14 protein-coding genes are annotated in these 17,595 nt (G+C 68.2%); 9 read left to right on the forward strand and 5 right to left on the reverse strand.

What is annotated here, in order from left to right:
- Window positions 1-30 precede the first annotated feature (30 nt).
- Window positions 31-3,498: an adenylate/guanylate cyclase domain-containing protein gene (locus tag AC1Q6V_RS17300; RefSeq protein WP_454750257.1), complete on the forward strand. Its 3,468-nt coding sequence runs from the start codon at window positions 31-33 to the stop codon at window positions 3,496-3,498.
- A complete protein-coding gene (locus AC1Q6V_RS17305) occupies window positions 3,495-4,139 on the forward strand; it encodes an HD domain-containing protein (RefSeq protein WP_454750256.1) in 645 nt (214 codons plus the stop codon). Before AC1Q6V_RS17300 ends, AC1Q6V_RS17305 begins: the two co-directional genes overlap by 4 nt.
- Here AC1Q6V_RS17305 and AC1Q6V_RS17310 read toward each other — a convergent pair.
- Window positions 4,120-5,151 carry a patatin-like phospholipase family protein gene (locus tag AC1Q6V_RS17310; protein ID WP_010814506.1) on the reverse strand — a complete coding sequence of 344 codons (1,032 nt, stop codon included), beginning with the start codon at window positions 5,149-5,151 and terminating at the stop codon, window positions 4,120-4,122. The genes AC1Q6V_RS17305 and AC1Q6V_RS17310 overlap by 20 nt on opposite strands.
- 142 nt (window positions 5,152-5,293) lie before the next feature.
- Between AC1Q6V_RS17310 and AC1Q6V_RS17315 the strand changes: the two genes are divergently transcribed.
- Window positions 5,294-6,910 carry a sensor domain-containing diguanylate cyclase gene (locus AC1Q6V_RS17315; protein ID WP_011617285.1) on the forward strand — a complete coding sequence of 539 codons (1,617 nt, stop codon included), beginning with the start codon at window positions 5,294-5,296 and terminating at the stop codon, window positions 6,908-6,910.
- A gap of 16 nt (window positions 6,911-6,926) precedes the next feature.
- On the opposite strand, the gene AC1Q6V_RS17320 is transcribed toward AC1Q6V_RS17315, so the two are convergent.
- Window positions 6,927-9,065 carry a xanthine dehydrogenase family protein molybdopterin-binding subunit gene (locus AC1Q6V_RS17320; protein WP_454750255.1) on the reverse strand — a complete coding sequence of 713 codons (2,139 nt, stop codon included), beginning with the start codon at window positions 9,063-9,065 and terminating at the stop codon, window positions 6,927-6,929.
- Window positions 9,062-9,547 (reverse strand): (2Fe-2S)-binding protein, encoded by a 486-nt coding sequence (locus AC1Q6V_RS17325; protein ID WP_011617287.1) that lies wholly within the window; start codon window positions 9,545-9,547, stop codon window positions 9,062-9,064. Before AC1Q6V_RS17325 ends, AC1Q6V_RS17320 begins: the two co-directional genes overlap by 4 nt.
- 144 nt (window positions 9,548-9,691) lie before the next feature.
- Between AC1Q6V_RS17325 and AC1Q6V_RS17330 the strand changes: the two genes are divergently transcribed.
- A complete protein-coding gene (locus AC1Q6V_RS17330; protein ID WP_439671874.1) occupies window positions 9,692-10,558 on the forward strand; it encodes a LysR substrate-binding domain-containing protein in 867 nt (288 codons plus the stop codon).
- Between the two features lie 17 nt (window positions 10,559-10,575).
- On the opposite strand, the gene AC1Q6V_RS17335 is transcribed toward AC1Q6V_RS17330, so the two are convergent.
- Window positions 10,576-11,127: a MarR family winged helix-turn-helix transcriptional regulator gene (locus tag AC1Q6V_RS17335; RefSeq protein WP_454750254.1), complete on the reverse strand. Its 552-nt coding sequence runs from the start codon at window positions 11,125-11,127 to the stop codon at window positions 10,576-10,578.
- 95 nt (window positions 11,128-11,222) lie between these two features.
- Between AC1Q6V_RS17335 and AC1Q6V_RS17340 the strand changes: the two genes are divergently transcribed.
- From AC1Q6V_RS17340 to AC1Q6V_RS17355, 4 genes are all read left to right on the forward strand, one after another.
- The gene (locus tag AC1Q6V_RS17340) at window positions 11,223-12,200 is read left to right on the forward strand and encodes a Bug family tripartite tricarboxylate transporter substrate binding protein (protein WP_010814512.1); all 978 of its coding nucleotides are present in this window, start codon (window positions 11,223-11,225) and stop codon (window positions 12,198-12,200) included.
- A 17-nt stretch (window positions 12,201-12,217) separates the two neighbouring features.
- Complete coding sequence (locus AC1Q6V_RS17345) at window positions 12,218-13,786, forward strand: sulfatase-like hydrolase/transferase (RefSeq protein ID WP_439669123.1); 1,569 nt, start codon at window positions 12,218-12,220, stop codon at window positions 13,784-13,786.
- A 107-nt stretch (window positions 13,787-13,893) separates the two neighbouring features.
- Window positions 13,894-14,418: a host attachment protein gene (locus tag AC1Q6V_RS17350; RefSeq protein WP_011617292.1), complete on the forward strand. Its 525-nt coding sequence runs from the start codon at window positions 13,894-13,896 to the stop codon at window positions 14,416-14,418.
- A gap of 39 nt (window positions 14,419-14,457) precedes the next feature.
- Window positions 14,458-14,739, forward strand: a complete 282-nt coding sequence (locus tag AC1Q6V_RS17355) for a hypothetical protein (protein ID WP_011617293.1) — start codon at window positions 14,458-14,460, stop codon at window positions 14,737-14,739.
- 257 nt (window positions 14,740-14,996) lie between these two features.
- Here AC1Q6V_RS17355 and AC1Q6V_RS17360 read toward each other — a convergent pair whose 3' ends face one another.
- Entirely contained in the window at window positions 14,997-15,707 is a 711-nt protein-coding gene (locus AC1Q6V_RS17360; RefSeq protein ID WP_058696802.1) for a GntR family transcriptional regulator, read from the reverse strand.
- A 149-nt stretch (window positions 15,708-15,856) separates the two neighbouring features.
- Here AC1Q6V_RS17360 and AC1Q6V_RS17365 point away from each other — a divergent pair, with 149 nt between their 5' ends.
- Window positions 15,857-17,557, forward strand: coding sequence for a GMC family oxidoreductase (locus AC1Q6V_RS17365; protein WP_492316316.1), 1,701 nt, complete (start codon window positions 15,857-15,859; stop codon window positions 17,555-17,557).
- Window positions 17,558-17,595: the final 38 nt, after the last annotated feature.

Genomic DNA, 17,595 nt, shown 5'->3' on the forward strand with positions numbered 1-17,595 from the left:
CCAGGCAACCAACGACGGCCAGGAGGCGAAATGCGCTGCACCAGTTGCGGTTTCGCGAACCTCGCGGGAGCCAACTTCTGTGAGGCGTGCGGAGCAAAGCTTGGCCGAGCCTGCCCTCAGTGTGGTGCGGAAGCCACTGCAGCCGCGAAGTTCTGCCGCGCTTGCGGCTTTGCGCTGACCGACGCCCCGGTCGGCACCGCTGCCACGCCAGCGCCGCCCGCGGCCACGGCCCCGGTCCTCTACACCCCGCCCCACCTTGCCGGGCGCATCCTGGCCGAACAGGCGGCAATGGAGGCCAGGGGCGAGACCGCCGGCGAGCGCAAGACCATCACCGCGCTGTTTGCCGACATGGCCGGCTCGACCGCGCTGACGCAGGACCTCGACCCCGAAGACGCGCGCCGGCTGATCGACCCCGTGGTGACGCTGATGATGGAAGCCGTCCACCACTATGAGGGCTATGTGGCCAAGTTCCTCGGCGACGGCATCCTGGCGCTGTTCGGCGCCCCGATCGCCCACGAGGACCATGCCTTGCGCGCGCTCTACGCGGCGCTGCGCATGCAGGACGCGATGCATCGCCACAGCGACCGCGTGCGGCTGGAGCAAGGCATCCCGCTGCAGATCCGGATCGGCGTCCATACCGGCGAAGTCGTGGTGCGCTCGATCCGCAAGGATGACCTGCACACCGACTACGATCCGGTCGGGCACACCATCCATATCGCTTCGCGCATGGAGGGGATTGCCACGCCGGCGTCGATCCTTGTCAGCGAATCGACCCACAAGCTCACCGAAGGCTATTTCGAGTTCACGGCGCTGGGGACCACCCATGTCAAGGGCGTGCGGGATCCGCTCGCGGTATATGAAGTCGTCGGCCTGGGAGCCTTGCGCACGCGCCTGCAGGTGGCCGCGCACCGCGGCCTCGCCAGGTTTGTCGGGCGCCAGGATGAGCTGGCGCACTTGCACGCGGCGCTGGGGCAGGCCAAGGCTGGACACGGGCGCATTGTTGCAGTGGTCGGCGAAGCGGGGGTCGGCAAGTCCCGGCTGTTCCATGAGTTCAAGGTCAGGTCGCAGCAGGGCTGCCTGGCGCTGGAGACCTTCTCGGTCTCGCACGGCAAGGCGTTTGCCTACCTGCCGCTGATCGAGATGCTGAAGAGCTATTTCCAGATCACGGCGCAGGACGGCGACCGCAGCTGCCGCGAAAAGGTGACCGGCAGGCTGCTGACCCTGGACCGTTCGCTGGAAGAACACCTGCCCTACCTGCTCTACCTGCTCGGCACCATCGAGCCCGACTCGCCGTTGCCGACCATGGACCCGACCATCCGGCGCCAGCGCACCTTCGAGGCGATTGCGCGGCTGCTGGTCCGGGAAAGCCTCAACCAGCCGCTGGAAGTCATTTTCGAAGACCTGCAATGGCTGGACGGTGAGACCGAGGCCTTCCTCAATATGCTGATCGACCATGTGCCCGGCGCGCGCATCCTGCTGCTGGTGAACTACCGGCCGGAGTACAGCCATCGCTGGAATGCGGACGGGCATTATTCGCAGCTGCAGCTGCAGCCGCTGGGGCAGGCGGAGGCGCAGGAACTGCTGACCGCGCTGCTCGGGGACGACCGCAGCCTGGTGCCGCTGAAGCGGCTGATCCTCGACAAGACCGAAGGCAACCCCTTCTTCATGGAGGAAGTGGTCCAGACCCTGGCCGAGGAAGGCGCGCTGCTCGGCCAGCCCGGCTGCTACCGCATCGAGACCGCGCCGGCCCTGCTCCATATCCCCACCACCGTGCAAGGCGTGCTGGCCGCCCGTATCGACCGGCTGCCGCTGGCCCAGAAGGAGCTGTTGCAGACCCTGGCCGTGATTGGCAAGGAGTTCCCGCTGAGCCTGGTCCTGCGCGTGACCGGCTTGCCGGAAGACCACCTGCATCCGCTGCTGTCCGACCTGCAGGCTGCGGATTTCATCTACGAACGGCCGGCATTCCCTGAGGTCGAGTACGCCTTCAAGCACGCGCTGACCCAGGAGGTGGCCGGCAGCTCGCTGCTCACCGAGCGGCGCAGCGCCTTGCATGAAAGCTCCGCCCAGGCCATCGAGGCGCTCTTCCATGGCCGGCTCAAGGACTACTGCAGCGAACTGGCGCACCACTACAGCAACAGCGGCAACATCCCGAAGGCGGTCGAGTACCTGCACTGCGCCGGCCAGCAAGCCCTGCTGCGCTCGGCGCAGGCCGAAGCGATCCGGCACCTGAGCATGGCCATCGACCTGCTCAAGCGGCAACTCGACAGTGCCGAACGCGCGCGCCAGGAACTGACGCTGCTGCTTGCGCTCGGGCCGGCCCTGATTGCGGCCCGGGGCCAGGCATCGCCCGAAGTCGAGGGCAATTACCGGCGTGCGCTGGCCTTGTGCGAGCAAGGCCAGCAGACGCCCTACCTGTTCTCGGCACAGCTGGGGTTGTGGGCGTTCTATCAGCTTCGTGCGCAATACGAGGTCTCGCTGCCTTTGGGCAAGCGGCTGCTTGCGCTGGCCATGAAGTCGCAGAAGCCCAAGCAGCTGGCGGAGGGTCATCGCGCGATCGGCGCCACGCTGTTCCGCCTTGGCATGCTGGACGCCGCGCGCAAGCATGTTGAGGCGGTGCTCGCGGTGCCGCATCCTGAGCAACCGGCGTACGACTTCCTCACGGGCTACGGGCGCGACCCGGCCGTCCACGCCACCAGCACGCTGGGCTGGATCCTGTGGTACCAGGGCTTGGCGGACCAGGCACTGGCGCGCTGCCAGGAGGCGCTGGCCATGGCCCGTGCCCGCCCGGATGCGTACAACCTTGCCCTGTGCCTGGTCTTTGCCGCGGAACAGCATCAATGCCGGCACGAAGTCCGGCTGACACAGGAGTACGCCGAAGCCGCCATCGCCATCTCGGGCGAACAGGGTTTTCCGATCTACCTGGCGTGGGGCACCGTCCTGCAGGGCTGGGCGATGGCGGCGCTGGGCAGTCACCAGGAAGGCGTTGCGCTGATGCGCCAGGGCGTGGCCGCCTATGAGGCCACCGGCGGCAGACTGGGCATGCCGAACCTGCTGGCCCTGGTTGCCGAGGCCTGCGGCAAGGCAGGCCAGACCACCGCCGCGCTGGACGTGCTCACGCAGGCACAAGCGCTGGTGGAAGAGACCGGAGAACGGCTGGATGAGGCAACCGTGTACCGGCTGCGCGCCGAGATGCTGCTGCAGCTGTCGGCAGAGCGCCCTGCGCCGCCGGCCGCGCAGGAGGAAGCCGAAGCCTGCTTGCACCGGGCCATCACGGTCGCCCACGAGCAAGGTGCAAAGCCGTTGGAGCTGCAGGCCACCCTGAGCCTGGCCCGGCTGTGGCGGCAACAAGGCAAGGTCGACGCGGCGCGTCAAGTGCTGGCGCGGGTCCACGGCAGCTTCAGCGAGGGCACCGACACCGCGGACTGGCAGGAGGCCCAGGCGCTGCTTGCAGCGCTGGCGGCCGACCAGGCCAATACCCCGGAGCGCCCCCACGCATGACCTCGACGCCAGGCCTCCCCCTGCAAGACCGCTTCGTCGCGCTGTGGACACGTGCGGGCGGCACGCACGCGGCCGACGCCTATGCCGATCTCGCTCGTTGCTACGGTGAGCCGACGCGGCACTACCACACCCTCGACCATGTCCGTCGCTGCCTGCAAGACCTGGACTGGGCGCGCAGCGCGATACCGGATACCGACGAGGTGGAACTGGCGCTCTGGTGCCACGACGTCATCTACGTGCCCGGCGCCACGGACAACGAGCAACGCAGCGCCGCATGGTTGCGCCATTGGTCAGGCGGCAGCATCGCCGCCGCCGCGCGCGTGGCCGCCCTTATCCTGGAAACCACCCACGCCGAAGTGCCGGCAAGCCTGGCCGGCCGCTTCACCGCCGACATCGACCTGGCGGCGCTGGGCTGCAGCCGCGCGCGCTTCCAGGAAAATGGCGCCAACCTGCGGGCCGAACGCACCGACCTGGACGACGCCGCCTATGACGCCGCCGAGCGCGCCTTCCTGAGTGCGCTGCTGGCCAGCCCGCGCATCTACACCACCGACCTGTTCCAGGCGCGCTACGAGGCGCAGGCACGCGCCAACCTGACGTGGCGGCTGGCGCAGGCGGCCTGGCCTACAGGAACTCCCCGCTGATATCGATGCTGGAGCGCCGGCCCACGCTGTCGTAGTGCTGCTCCAGCCACCGGCTCGCTTCTGCGCGGCCCTTGTCGCGCAGCGAGCACAGGAAATTCCAATCGGCGTTGTACTTGGTGGAAACCCCCAGCGCGGCCATGGTCTGGTCCGAGCGGATCGAATGGATCCACACCTCCTTCATCTCCGTGCCGTCGAGCTTGCCCTGCTGGATCAGCGACGTGACGAAGGCAATGGCGCGCATCTCGCGCATCAGCGACGAGTTGAAGCTGACCTCATTGACGCGATTCAGAATATCCGCGGCCGTGGTCGGCACGCCGTGGCGCACGATCGGGTTGATATGGACGATCACCACATCGTGGGTCTGGCAGTGATAGATCAGCGGGAAAATCGCCGGGTTGCCGACATAGCCGCCATCCCAGTAGTGCTGGCCGTCGATGCTGACCGCCTGGAACAGCGTGGGCACGCAGGCCGAGGCCAGCACGGCGTCGATGCTGAGTTCCTCGGGCGGGAAGATGCGTATCCGGCTGGTCTCGATATTGGTCGCACACAGGTAGAGCCGGATCGGGCAATGCTCGCGCAGTGCCGCAAAGTCGACCTGGCTGCCGAGCACGTCGCGCAGCGGATTGAGGTTGTTGGGATTGAACTGGTACGGCGACAGCAGGCGCAGCGCGATGTCGGCCATCGCATACATCGGCGAATGGTTCAGGCCCAGCGTATGGCTGCTCTTGAACCAAGGCAGCCACCGGAACGGGTTGTAGCGCTGCGCCGAGTGCGCGATCGCCTCCCAGAAATCATGCAAGGCCAGGCGCGCGCCGTCACTGCCGCCCTGCAGCAGCCCGTAGGCCAGCACGGTGGCGTTCATGGCCCCGGCGCTGGTGGCGCTGACGCCTTCGATCGCCAGCCTGCCGTCCTCCAGCAGCCGGTCGAGCACGCCCCAGGTAAAGGCGCCATGCATGCCGCCGCCCTGCAGGGCGAGCGCCACAGGCTTGGGTTGTGCAGGCTCTGGCTGCATGCGGTCTTCCCTTCAGCGGCGGCAACCCGCCATGCTCAAGTGTAGGGAAGAACTGTGCGTGCAGCGTAGTGCCGGACGCGCGCAGTGGCACACAGCACGTGTGCCCTGGCCAGGCAGGACCAGGGCCGCAAGCTCCGGGACGATGCGCTGGCGCATAACGCAACTGAGCCAGGCTGCGGCCAGGTACTACAATGGCCGCATAAAAGCAGAACAGCTTTCCTTCGTGCGTCAAATACCTCACTTTCCGGCCCGCAAAGCCATTTCCCGCCCGGCCTCCCTGATCGTTGCCGCCAGCCTTGTCCTGGTCTGCATGATCGCGGCCCTTGGTGCCCTTGCCCTGGTGCAGATGCGCAGGGATGCACTGGACAATGCCAGCGAGGCCTCGGCCAACCTGGCGCTGACGCTGGAACGCAGCATCACGCGCAACCTGCAGATCCATGAGCTGGCAATCGGGGGCATAGTGGAAGCCATGCACGATCCCGCACTGCTGGCGCAACCGCCGGCGCTGCGCCAGCGGCTGCTGTTCGACCGCTTGATCAACGCCGAAGACATGGGCTCGCTGCTGGTCACCGACGCCAACGGCACGCTGGTGTTCGACTCGCACCAGTGGCCGCCGCGCCCGGTCAACGTTTCTGACCGCGACTACTTCCAGGTCCACCGCAGCGGCGATCACAGCGGCCTGTTCCTGAGCCGGCCGTTCCAGCCGCGCCTGGCGCCGGAGAACAAGTCCATCGGCATCAGCCGGCGGCTTTCCGCACCGGACGGCAGCTTTGCCGGCACCGTGGTCGGCACCTTGCGCCTGAACTACTTCCGCAAGCTGTTCGATGGCGTAAGCCTTGGCGCGGGCGGCACCCTGACGCTGCTGCGCACGGACGGCACCATCATCATGCGGCGGCCCTATGAAGCCGAATCGATCGGGCGCGACATCTCCGGCAGCCCGTCATTTGCACCGCTGCTGCAAGGCACGCAAGGCACGTTTATCGGCGTCGCGGCAGTCGACGGGGTGCAGCGGCTCTACAGCTTCAGGCGCACTCCGGGCTTTCCGCTGCTGGTCGTGGTGGGACGCGCCACCCACGACGTGCTGGCACCCTGGCACAAGCGCGCCTGGGTGTTCGGGGCGATGATCATCGCGCTGGACGCTGCCATCATCGCGCTCTCGGTATTGCTGTCGCGCCAATGGCGGCGCCGTGTCGAGATGGAAGAGCACCTGCGCTGGATGGTCAACACCGATGGCCTGACCGGCCTTGGCAGCCGCCGTGCGCTGGACGATGCCGCCGACGTGGAATGGCGGCGCGCGCGCCGCCACAGCCAGCCTTTGTCGCTGCTGATGCTGGACGTCGACCACTTCAAGGAATTCAATGACCGCTACGGCCACCAGGCCGGTGACGATGCGCTGGCAGCGGTGGGCGCCTGCATCCAGCGCCAGGTGCGGCGGCCGGGCGACTATGCGGGGCGCTATGGCGGCGAAGAGTTTGCCATCCTGCTGCCGCACACCAACGCTGCCGGCGCGGCCGCCATGGCGGAGGCCATCCGCGCTGCCGTCCAGGCCTTGCAGATTCCGAATGCTGCCGGTGCCGACGGGCACTTGACGGTCAGCATCGGTGCGGTGACCGATGCCAACGGCCCCGGCAACGAAAAGGATTTCGCCGAGCTGCGCGCCTTTCTCCGTGCCGGCGACGAAGCGCTCTACCTGGCCAAGCGCTCCGGGCGCAATTGCGTCGCAACCTTCGGCGCCACGGCAGCGGCGATGGCGTCCTGAGGGCCCGGCGCCGCGGCTACGCCAGTTCGAACCCATGCCGCGCCAGCGGCAGTGAACGGATGCGCTCGCCCGTGGCAGCAAACAGCGCATTGGCCAGCGCCGGCGCCAGCGTCGGCACCGCCGATTCCCCCACGCCGCCGATGCGCTCGCCGCTCTGCACCAGCACAGCCTCGAAGCGCGGCGTCTGGGCCAGGCGCAGCAGTGGGTAGTCGTGGAAATTGGATTGCTGCACGCGCCCGTCGCCAATCGTGATGACGCCGGACAGCGCCGCGCTCAGGCCCCAGATGCTGGCGCCCTCAAGCTGGCGCTCGACCGTGGCGGGGTTGATCACGGTGCCGCAGTCGATAGCATTGAGGATGCGGTGCAGCGTGATGCGCTTGTCCCGCACCGACAGCTCCACTACCGTCGCGCACAGCGAGCCCCATGCCTGCGACAGCGCCACGCCCTGGAAGCGCCCCGCCGGTGCGCCGCCCCAGCCGGCCTGCTGCGCCAGCCGGCGCAGCAAATCCGCCTGGCGCGGGCGCTCGGCCAGCAGGCGCAGCCGGAACTGCAGCGGATCAGTCCTGGCATGGTGGGCCAGCTCGTCGATGAAGCTCTCGGCAAAGAACGTGTTCTGGGTATAGCCCACGCCGCGCCAGAAACCGACCGGCACGGCGGTATTGACCATCGCATGGCGCACGGCGACATTGGGCAGCGCGTAAGGCAGGTCCACCACGCCTTCGACCGACTTGGGATCGACGCCGCCCTTGACCCGGTCCGGGAAATTGCGGATGTAGATCGATGAGCACGCCAGCCGCGCATCCAGCGCGCGGATGCCTGCCGCGCCGGGTGCCAGCACGGCGCTGAAGCGCGCCGCCGCCGCGGGGCGGTAGAAGTCGTGCTGGATATCTTCCTCGCGCGACCAGATCAGCTTGACCGGCAGTCCTGCCGCTTTCGATGCCAGCGCCGCCTGCAAAAAGACGTCGAACTCCTCGCGCCGGCCGAAGCCGCCGCCGACAAAGGTCGAATGCACGACGATGCGTTCGGCCGGCAGGCCGAGCACAGGCGCCAGCCGATGCGCGATCTCGCCGCAGACCTGGGTCGCCCCCCAGATCTCGGCACGGTCGGCGCGAACGTCGGCCGTGGCATTCATCGGCTCCATGGTCGCGTGCGCGAGGTACGGGACTTCGTATTCGGCGGTATAGGCCTGGCCGGCCTGCATGTGCGCATCGGGGTCGCCATTGCGCAACGCCAGCGCCGAAGCGCTCCGCGCGGCTTCCCGGTAGCCGGCCATCAAGGCGGCATCGCCGACGGGTTCGCCTTGCGGCAGTTTCCAGTCCGGCCTGAGCGCGGCCAGGCCCTTGCGCGCGGTCCAGTAGCTGTCGGCCAGCACCACCACGGCGTCGTCCAACGGCACCACGCGCCGCACGCCGCGCACGGCCAGCGCCGGCCGGGCCTCGACACGGTGCAGCTTGCCGCCGAATGCCGGGCAGGCCATCACCGAGCCCACCAGCATGCGCGGCACCTTGACATCGACGCCGAACACCGCAGCACCGCGCGTCTTCAGCGGAATGTCGAGCCGGTCAGTCGGGCGGCCCAGCAGCTTCCAGTCGCGCGGATCCTTCAGCGCCACGCTGGCCGGGCGCGGCAAGGCGGCAGCCCGCGCTGCCAGCGCACCGTAGCCAAGCGTCCGGCCGCTGGCCTCATGACGCACCACGCCCTGTACGGCACGGCACTCCGCGACCGGCACTTTCCAGCCCTGCGCCGCGGCTTCGCGCAGCATCTCGCGCGCCGTAGCGCCGATGCGCCGCAGCGGCTCGAACGACCAGCGCGCGGAGGTGCTGCTGGCGGTCGCCTGTACCTTGAACATGCGGTTGTTGTAGACCGGATCGGTGGGCGCCAGCTCCGCGCGCACCTGCTTCCAGTCGCACTCCAGCTCTTCGGCAATCAGCATCGGCGCCGATGTCATCACGCCCTGCCCCAGCTCGGCGGAAGGCACCATGATGGTCACGCTGCCATCGGCATCGATGCGCAGCCACGCGTTGATATCGTCGGGATCGCGCGCGGGCGCATCCGCGGCCTTTGCCAGCGGCAGGTGGAAGCCCAGCACGAACGCTGCCGGCACGGCGCTGGCAGCCTGCAGGAAGCGGCGGCGACTGGTGTGGCATTCGCTCACGATTGCGCCCTCCCGTCGGTATCGGCCATGCTCTGTCCCCTGGCGGCGCGCAGGATGGCGCGCTCCACGCGCGGGTAGGTGCCGCAGCGGCACAGGTTGGTGATGCCGGCGCGAATGTCTTCAGGCGCGGGCTCCGGGTTCTCCTTCAGCAAGGCGCAGGCGGCCATGATCATGCCGGACTGGCAGTAGCCGCACTGCGGCACCTGCTCGACAATCCACGCACGCTGCACCGGATGCGAATTGTCGGCCGACAATCCCTCAATGGTCGTAATGTCGGCACGTGCCACGCTGCCCACGGGCGTGATGCAGGCGCGCACGGCCTTGCCGTCGACATGCACGGTGCAGGCCCCGCACAGGCCGGCACCACAGCCGAACTTGGTCCCGGTATAGCCCAGGTAGTCGCGCAATACCCACAGCAGGGGCATGTCGCGGTCGGCATCGACGGCATGGCGCTTGCCGTTGATCTTCAGCTGCAATTTCATTGGGGGTCTCCTCGTCGCGCACCGGCTTCGCAGTGGCCGGTTCGGTGCGGCCCAGTATCGGCCGCGCGGCATGGCAGGACAATCGACTTGTTTTGCCATGACCTGTGAGGCAAGATCACAGCCATGATCCGCAGGCTCCCCTCGATGCAAGTCCTCCAGGCCTTTGCCGCCACCGCGCGCACGGGCAACATGACGCGCGCCGCCGATGCGCTGTGCGTGACGCACGGCGCCATCAGCCGCCATATCCGTGCGCTGGAGGCACAGCTGGGCTGCACCCTGTTCCGGCGCGCCGGCCGGCAACTGGAACTGACCGCCACCGGGCGCGAGCTTGCCGATGAACTGGAAAATGCCTTGCGCGCGGTCGAACTGTCGCTGGCCGGTGCCACCGAGCGCCGCGCGCGTGAACGCCAGTCGCTGAGCGTCAATGTCAGCCCCGAGCTGGCCGGCGCCTGGCTGGTACCCAAGCTGCCGCGGTTGCGCGAAGCCCTGCCCGGCCTGGACCTGTCTATCGCAGCCAGCACCGACGACCCGAACTTCGCCCGCTCCGACCTCGACGTCAGCCTGCGCTACGGTCCCGCGCCCTTCACCGGCTACCAGTGCGTGAAGCTGCTGGACGACGACATCATCGCGGTATGCAGCCCCGACTTCGCGCAGCGGCACGCGGGCATGACGGCCGCAGACGCCGCGCACCTGCCGCGGCTGCGGCACGCGCGCTTTCGCTGGGCGCAATGGGGCGCGGCGGCGGGGGTGGTGCTGGACGAGCCGGAAGACGGCATCGTCTTCGACTGCCGCGCACTGCTGATCGAAGCCGCCGCCAGCGGCCTGGGGCTGGCGCTGACGCGCGCCTTGCTGGCACGGGAGGCTATCGCCGCGGGCAGGCTGGTGCAGCCGTTGGCCGCCAGCTTTCCCGCGAGCCACAACTGCTACATCGTCTGGCGTGGGGACAATCCCAAGCAGGCGCTGATCCGGCGCTTCGCGCTGTGGCTGCGCGACGCTGCGGTGCAGGCGTGACCGGCACCACCCAGCCGCTAGCCCTTCCCTCCCCGCCACACCTGCAGCAGATCCCACGCCGGCGCTTCCCCTTCCGGCTGTGGCAACGCTTGCGCCTCGACCAGCATCGCGCCGGCCTGCGCCTGCAGCTTGTCCAGGCAGCGCGACAGCACGCGCGCCTCTTCCGCCGTCAGGCAGGCAGGCAGCCGCGTATTGAAGTCCCGCGCCTGTGCGAACGCTGCACGGTAGACGGCTTCGCCTTGCTCGGTCAGCGTGAAGGCTGCTGCGCGCCGGTCCTGGGTACGCGTTTCGCGGCGCACCAGGCCGCGTTCCACCAGGGCGTGGACGGCGCGGCTGGCCAGCACCTTGTCCAGGCCGGCGCTTTCGGCCAGTTCGGTCAGCCGGGTGCCGGGCTGCTCGCCAAGGAAGGAGATCATGCGCCATTCGCGCCGCGTGACGCCCGCCCTGGCGCGCAGGTGCAGCGCCGCGGCGCCCAGCGCGACGCGGTTCAGGTGGTAGATCCGGTAGTTGATGAAATCCGCCAGCCGCTGCGGCCGCTGCAGGCGGTTGCCGCTGTTGTCGTGTGCCATGCCACACCTGCCAATTAGTTGACTTTGTCAATTATATCGACGGGTGTTAGCTTGCATCGACGCCGCTCGCCGGCGGACAACAAACTGGAGACATCGTGAGCCCTCGCACCTTCCTTCCCCGCTTCGCCGCGTGCCTGCTGGCGGTTGCCGCTGCATGGTCCGCGCCCGCCAGCGCGCAGTCGGACCGTCCGCTGCGCATCCTGGTGGGCTACCCGGCCGGCGGCACCGCCGACCTCGCCGCACGCCTGGTCGGCGACAAGCTGCGCGAGACCCTGAACCAGACCGTGGTCATCGAGAACAAGCCCGGCGCCGGCGGGCGGCTGGTGATGGACTACGCGCGCACGCAGCCGGCCGACGGAAATACCCTGGTGGTGGCCAACTCGGCGGTCATGACCATTGCGCCGCTGGTCTACCGCAAGCTCAACTACGATATCCAGCGCGATTTCACGCCCGTGGCGCAGGCCGCCAACTTCCAGCTGGCGCTCGCCACCGGGCCGGCCAGCCCGGCGCGCACGCTGAAGGACTATGTGGCATGGCTCAAGGCCGGTGCGCAGAACAACTCCTACGCCTCGCCGGCACTGGGCAGCATCCCGCATTTCTTCGGGCTGATGATCGGCAAGCAGGTTGGCATCGACATGCTGCACGTCCCCTTCAACGGCTCTGCGCCGCTGATGAGCGCGCTGGTCGGCGGGCAGGTGCCGGCTTCGGTCGACACCCTTGCCGACCTGACCGAAATGCACCGCGCCGGCAAGATCCGCGTGCTGGCGACTTCCGGCACCCACCGCTCGGTGGCGCTGCCCGATGTGCCGACCTTCACCGAGCTTGGCTACAAGGGCATCGAAGGTGAAGGCCGCTACGGCCTGCTGGCACCCGCGGGCACGCCGCGCCCGGTGCTCGACAAGCTCAACGCCGCCATCGTCAGGGCCGTGCAGTCGCCGGACGTGCGCGACAAGTTCCTCAAGCTGGGGCTGGAACCCGCAACCGGCCCGGCCGACGCCTTTGCCGGCGTGCTCAAGGCCGACGCCGGCAAGTGGGCACCGGTGGTCAAGGCGTCCGGCTATACCGGCGACTGAAACCCGACAAACCGACCATGACGATCCGCAATACCCTCTTCATCATGTGCGACCAGCTGCGGCGCGACCACCTGGGCTGCTACGGGCATCCGGCGCTGCGCACGCGCAATATCGATGCGCTGGCCGCGCGCGGCGTGCGCTTCGACCGCGCCTTCGTCACCTCCGGGGTCTGCGGCCCCAGCCGCATGAGCTTCTATACCGGCCGCCATGTCAGCAGCCACGGCGCCACCTGGAACCGCGTGCCGCTGTCGGTCGGCGAAGTCACGCTGGGCGAATACCTGAAGCACAGCGGCCGCGCGCTGGCGCTGGCGGGCAAGACCCATGTGATGCCCGACAACGCCAACCTGAAGCGGCTGCACCTGGATGGCGGCACTGAGCTGGAAACGCTGCTGCGCAGCGGCCACTTCACCGAAGTCGACCGCCATGACGGCCACCACGCCGAGCCGCACAGCGCCTACGCCGACTGGCTGCGCCAGCAAGGCTACGACAGCGCGGATCCGTGGACCGACTACGTGATCAGCGCCGAGAACGAACGCGGCGAGATCGTCTCCGGCTGGCACATGCGCAACGCCGGCCTGCCCGCGCGCGTGGCCGAGCCGCATTCCGAGACCGCGTACACGGTGGACCAGGCGATGCGGTACATCGCCACGCGCGGCGACGATCCGTGGGTGCTGCACCTGTCGCTGGTCAAGCCGCACTGGCCCTACCTGGCGCCCGCGCCCTACCACGCCGCGTATTCGCTCGATGACTGCATGCCGCTGCAGCGCCACGACGCCGAGCTGGAAGACCCGCACCCGGTGCTGTCGGCCTACCGCACGCAGGAAGAATGCGCCAACTTCATGCGCCAGGAAGTCTCGGACACGGTGCGCCCCGCCTACCAGGGCCTGATCCAGCAGATCGACGACCGGCTCGGCCAGCTCTGGGAACAGCTCGAACGCCTGGGCCGCTGGCAGGACACTCTGATCGTCTTCACCGCCGACCACGGCGATTTCCTGGGCGACCACTGGCTGGGCGAGAAGGAGCAGTTCTACGACACTGTGCAGAACATCCCGCTGATCGTCTACGACCCCTCGCCGGCAGCGGATGCCACGCGCGGCAGCGCGCAGGCCAGCATGGTCAGCGCGGTCGACGTGGTGCCGACGGTGCTGGACGCACTGGGCCTGCCGCCGGCCGACCACCGCGTCGAGGGCCGCTCGTTGCTGGACCTGACGCGCGCGGGCGAGCGAGCCTATGCCGGCAGCTGGCGCGATTTCGTCGTATCCGAGCTGGACTATGCCTATCGCGGCGCTCGCGTGGCGCTGGGCCGCCATCCCGGCGAGTGCCGCGCCTGGATGGTGCGTGACGCGCGCTGGAAATATGTGCACTGGCAAGGGTTCCGGCCACAGCTGTTCGACCTCCAGAACGATCCGCAGGAGTATTTCGACCTGGGCAGCGACCCCGGCCACGAAGCCGTGCGCAGCACCATGCGGTTGCGGTTGCTGGAGTGGTTCTGCACGCTCAAGCCGCGCGTGACGGTAACCAGCCAAGAGGTAGCGGCCAAGACCAATGTGTACAAGCAGGCCGGCGTGTTCTTTGGCGTGTGGTGACTACGCCCGGCGTCATCTGCGGTCCGGTGACGTCCCCCTGCCCGGATGGCGTATCCTTTGAAGCGAGGGATGGGGGACCGGTGTTCGCACCGGCAACCGGAGCGATCATGAAACACACCTGGATTCTTGTGGCGGACGAATCCCTCGCCCGCATTTTTGCCTCGCACGCCTCAACCGCGCCAATGGCTCTGGTTGAGGAAATCACTGACGCGGCAGCACATGGCGACCGCGCCAACCTGCGTCGCGACGCCTACGGCCGGCGCGGCCACGCCGCCGTACAGGGCGACGCCGGGCACCCCGGTGCCCACCAGGCCGGGCCGTCCACCGTCACATCGTCGGCCGGCGAGGATGAACTGCACCAGGAAGCGCAGCTGTTTGCCCGCCGCGTGGCGGACTACCTTGCCGATGCGCGCAACAAGCAGCGCTTTGACTCACTGGCGCTGATCGCGGCGCCGCGTTTCCTGGGCCTGCTGCGCAAAGCCCTTTCCGCCGGCGTCACCGACCTCATCACGAAGGAAATTGGCAAGGACTTCACCCACATGCCCAACAACGACCTGCAACAACGGCTCGCGGACGAAGACATCATTCCCGCGCGCCGCGACGCGCGCGTCGTTACCGGCCGGGACCGATAGCGAAGCCGCGCAGCCGCCGGTGCCAGGCCACCGGCGGCTGTGCGCCGGCGTCAGCGGGCAGTGCCCGAGCCGCTGGCTGCACCGCTGCTGCCGCTGGAGGTGCCGCTCGGGCTGGTCGTGCTGGTGGCGCCGGACGTGCCGGTAGAAGTGCTTGAGCTAGGGGTGCTGCTGCGGCTGCGGCTCTGTTCGGTGACCGAACCGGCGCCGGACAGCGAGCCAGAGCCGGTGGTGCTGCCGGTGGCGGTGCAACCCGCCAGGAAGCCAATTGCGAGCAGGGCTGTGCCGATGCGTAGTGTTGTTTTCATGTCGTCCTCCATCTAGCATGGTTGGCGGCAAGCCTTGCTACACGGCGCAGGCTGCCGGTGAGCGCGCTGGAACGCAGCTCTGCTGCGGAAGACGCAACTGACGTACCAGCGGCGCCATACGACGAGCGGCGCGGGCCGGGTTGGAAACGCGGCGCCCGGCAATGCGGGAAAGTGACATGACTGCGGTCCGGCCACAGTAAGAAGTGCGCGCCGCGGGTAAAAGTTACCGCGCCGGCGCAGTTCAGTATCGACTGAAGATGGCAGGCATCCGTGCTAGCGCGTCAGTGTCCACTTGTAGGCATAGCGGTCCGGGCGGAACAGCAGTTCGCCGCAGAACAACGGTGTGTCCTCGATATCATGCGGCGTGCTGCGCAGGCGCAACAGCGGTTCGCCCTCGGCAACACCGAGCCGGCGCGCCACGTCCGCGGGCGCGGCAACGGCGGTAGCTTCCATCGCCACTTCCTTGAACCGGTACCCGAGCCGGCTTTCAAACAGCGACATGGCGTCGTTGGTTTCGAGGTCCTCCTGCACCAGGCGGCGCATCAGCGGCTCAGGACCCATCAGGGTGAAATGCGCGACGGCCGCGTCATCCCAGTACCGCACGGTGGCCACGCTCAGCACTTTCTCGCCAGGTTGCAGACGCAGCGCCGCCGCCACATGGGCCGGCGCGCGCACCAGCCGTACCGACGCCAGCTTGCCGTAGGCGAGCTGGCCACGGGCGCGTGCGGTTTCATAGAAACCGGTCAGCGCGCCAAGGCTGGGCGTGTCTGAGGGACGAGTCACGAAACTGCCCTTGCCGTTGACCTTCTCGATCAGGCCGGCGTTGTGCAGCCCGGACAGGGCCTGGCGCACGGTGATCCGGCTAACCGCGAATTCCGCCACCAGCTCCGCCTCGGACGGAAGCTTGGCGCCCGGCCCCCATGTGTTGCTGGCGATTCGCTGGCGAATCTCGTTTTCGATCTCTTTGAACCTGGGCAGCGCCACTTATGTTCCGCCTTGGCGGCGGCTCCGAACTGGGTGGAAGGGATTATACCTATCATGACAGCCTGTGGCGTAACCCTATTGACCTGTTATAACAGGTAATGGCAGTATCCGTCGTCACCAGATATGCGCGCGCCCCCGCAGATCACCGCATGCTGGCAACTCAGGAGACACGTAAATTGAATACCAAGACATCACAAGACACCGCCAGCGCGGCGGCAGAGTTCGACTACATCGTGATCGGCGCGGGATCGGCGGGGTGCGCCGTGGCGGGGCGCCTGGCAGAAGGCCCGAGTGCGACCGTGGCGCTGCTCGAGGCCGGGCCGCATGATCATCACTTCTCGATCTGGGCGCCGGTGGGCATTGCCGCGGTGGTGCCCAAGGCCGGCCCGCGCAACTACGCCTACTACACGGTACCGCAACCGGGCCTGAACGGCCGCCGCTCCTACCAGCCGCGCGGGCGCGGCCTGGGCGGCAGCTCCTCGATCAACGGCATGGTCTATATCCGCGGCCATCGGCGCGACTACGACGACTGGGCCGCGCTCGGTTGCCGGGGCTGGGGCTTCGACGACGTCCTGCCCTACTTCCGCCGCAGCGAGTGCAATCCTAGCCTGGCCGGCCAGGAACATCCGCTGCACGGCAATGACGGGCCGCTGCATGTGAGCGACCTGCGCTCGCCCAATCCGTTTGCACAGCGCTTTGTCCAGGCAGCGATCCAGGCCGGCCTGCCTCACAACGACGACTTCAATGGCCACAGCCAGGAAGGCGTCGGCCTGTACCAGGTGACGCAGCGCAACGGCGAGCGCTGGAACTCGGCGCGGGCCTACCTGCACAACGGCAATGCCGCGGACACGGCGCTCAATGGCGGCCGTCGCGGCCTGGCGGTGCTGACCGATACGCAAGCGCTGCGCATCGTGTTCGAAGGCAGGCGCGCTGTCGGCGTGGAAGTCGTGCGCGGCGGGGCGGTGCAGACCCTGCGCGCACGGCGCGAGATCGTGGTCAGCGGCGGCACCTTCAACTCGCCGCAGCTACTGCTGGCATCCGGCATCGGCCCGGCCGCGCACTTGCGCAACTTCGGCATCGACGTGGTCCATGACCTTCCGGGCGTGGGCGAGAACCTGCAGGACCACCTCGACATCATCGTCAACAAGCAGCTGCAAACGACCGAGCTGTTCGGCAAGACCGGCCGCGGCATGTTGCGGCTGGCGCGCGAGGTGATGCGCTACCGGCGCAACCGCACCGGCATGGTGTCGTCCAATATCGCCGAGGCCGGTGCGTTCCTGCGCAGCCGCCCCGAGCTGGACATCCCGGATGTGCAGCTGCACTTTGCCGTGGCGCTGCTCGGCAACCGCAACCTGGGCAAACTGGGCCACGGCTACTCCTGCCACGCCTGCGTGCTGCGTCCGAAGAGCCGCGGCCATGTGCGCCTGCGCAGCGCCGACATGCGCGAGACGCCGGTGATCGATCCGCGCTTCCTGTCGGCTGAGGAAGACATGGCCGGCATGGTCGCAGGCGTGCGGGCAATCCGCCGCATCTTTGCGCAGCCTGCGCTGGCGCAGTACGGCGGGCGCGAAATCCTGACCGACGCTTTCGGCCCCGACAGCAGCAATGAAGCCGCCATCCGCGACTTCGTGCGCACGCACGCGGACACGGTCTACCACCCGGTCGGCACCTGCAAGATGGGCGTCGACAACATGGCGGTAGTCGACCCGGAACTGCGCGTGCAAGGTGTGGAGGGCCTGCGCGTCGCTGACGCATCGATCATGCCGACGCTGATCGGCGGCAACACCAACGCCCCCGCCATCATGATCGGCGAAAAGGCTGCGGACCTGGTCAAGGCCTCGCACCGCTAAGCCGGCTATCCCCCTGCATCGGCAACCACTACACCGAG

The organism is Cupriavidus sp. GW823-FHT07B10 (assembly GCF_058794355.1).

Excerpts from the sequence above, each read along its gene's own strand:
- AC1Q6V_RS17305 (WP_454750256.1), top strand. The coding sequence starts at position 3,495 with ATGACCTCGACGCCAGGCCTCCCCCTGCAAGACCGCTTCGTCGCGCTG.
- AC1Q6V_RS17315 (WP_011617285.1), top strand. The coding sequence starts at position 5,294 with ATGCGCTGGCGCATAACGCAACTGAGCCAGGCTGCGGCCAGGTACTAC.
- AC1Q6V_RS17365 (WP_492316316.1), top strand. The coding sequence starts at position 15,857 with ATGCTGGCAACTCAGGAGACACGTAAATTGAATACCAAGACATCACAA.
- AC1Q6V_RS17350 (WP_011617292.1), top strand. The coding sequence starts at position 13,894 with ATGAAACACACCTGGATTCTTGTGGCGGACGAATCCCTCGCCCGCATT.
- AC1Q6V_RS17335 (WP_454750254.1), bottom strand. The coding sequence starts at position 11,127 with ATGGCACACGACAACAGCGGCAACCGCCTGCAGCGGCCGCAGCGGCTG.
- AC1Q6V_RS17345 (WP_439669123.1), top strand. The coding sequence starts at position 12,218 with ATGACGATCCGCAATACCCTCTTCATCATGTGCGACCAGCTGCGGCGC.
- AC1Q6V_RS17310 (WP_010814506.1), bottom strand. The coding sequence starts at position 5,151 with ATGCAGCCAGAGCCTGCACAACCCAAGCCTGTGGCGCTCGCCCTGCAG.
- AC1Q6V_RS17325 (WP_011617287.1), bottom strand. The coding sequence starts at position 9,547 with ATGAAATTGCAGCTGAAGATCAACGGCAAGCGCCATGCCGTCGATGCC.
- AC1Q6V_RS17330 (WP_439671874.1), top strand. The coding sequence starts at position 9,692 with ATGCAAGTCCTCCAGGCCTTTGCCGCCACCGCGCGCACGGGCAACATG.
- AC1Q6V_RS17300 (WP_454750257.1), top strand. The coding sequence starts at position 31 with ATGCGCTGCACCAGTTGCGGTTTCGCGAACCTCGCGGGAGCCAACTTC.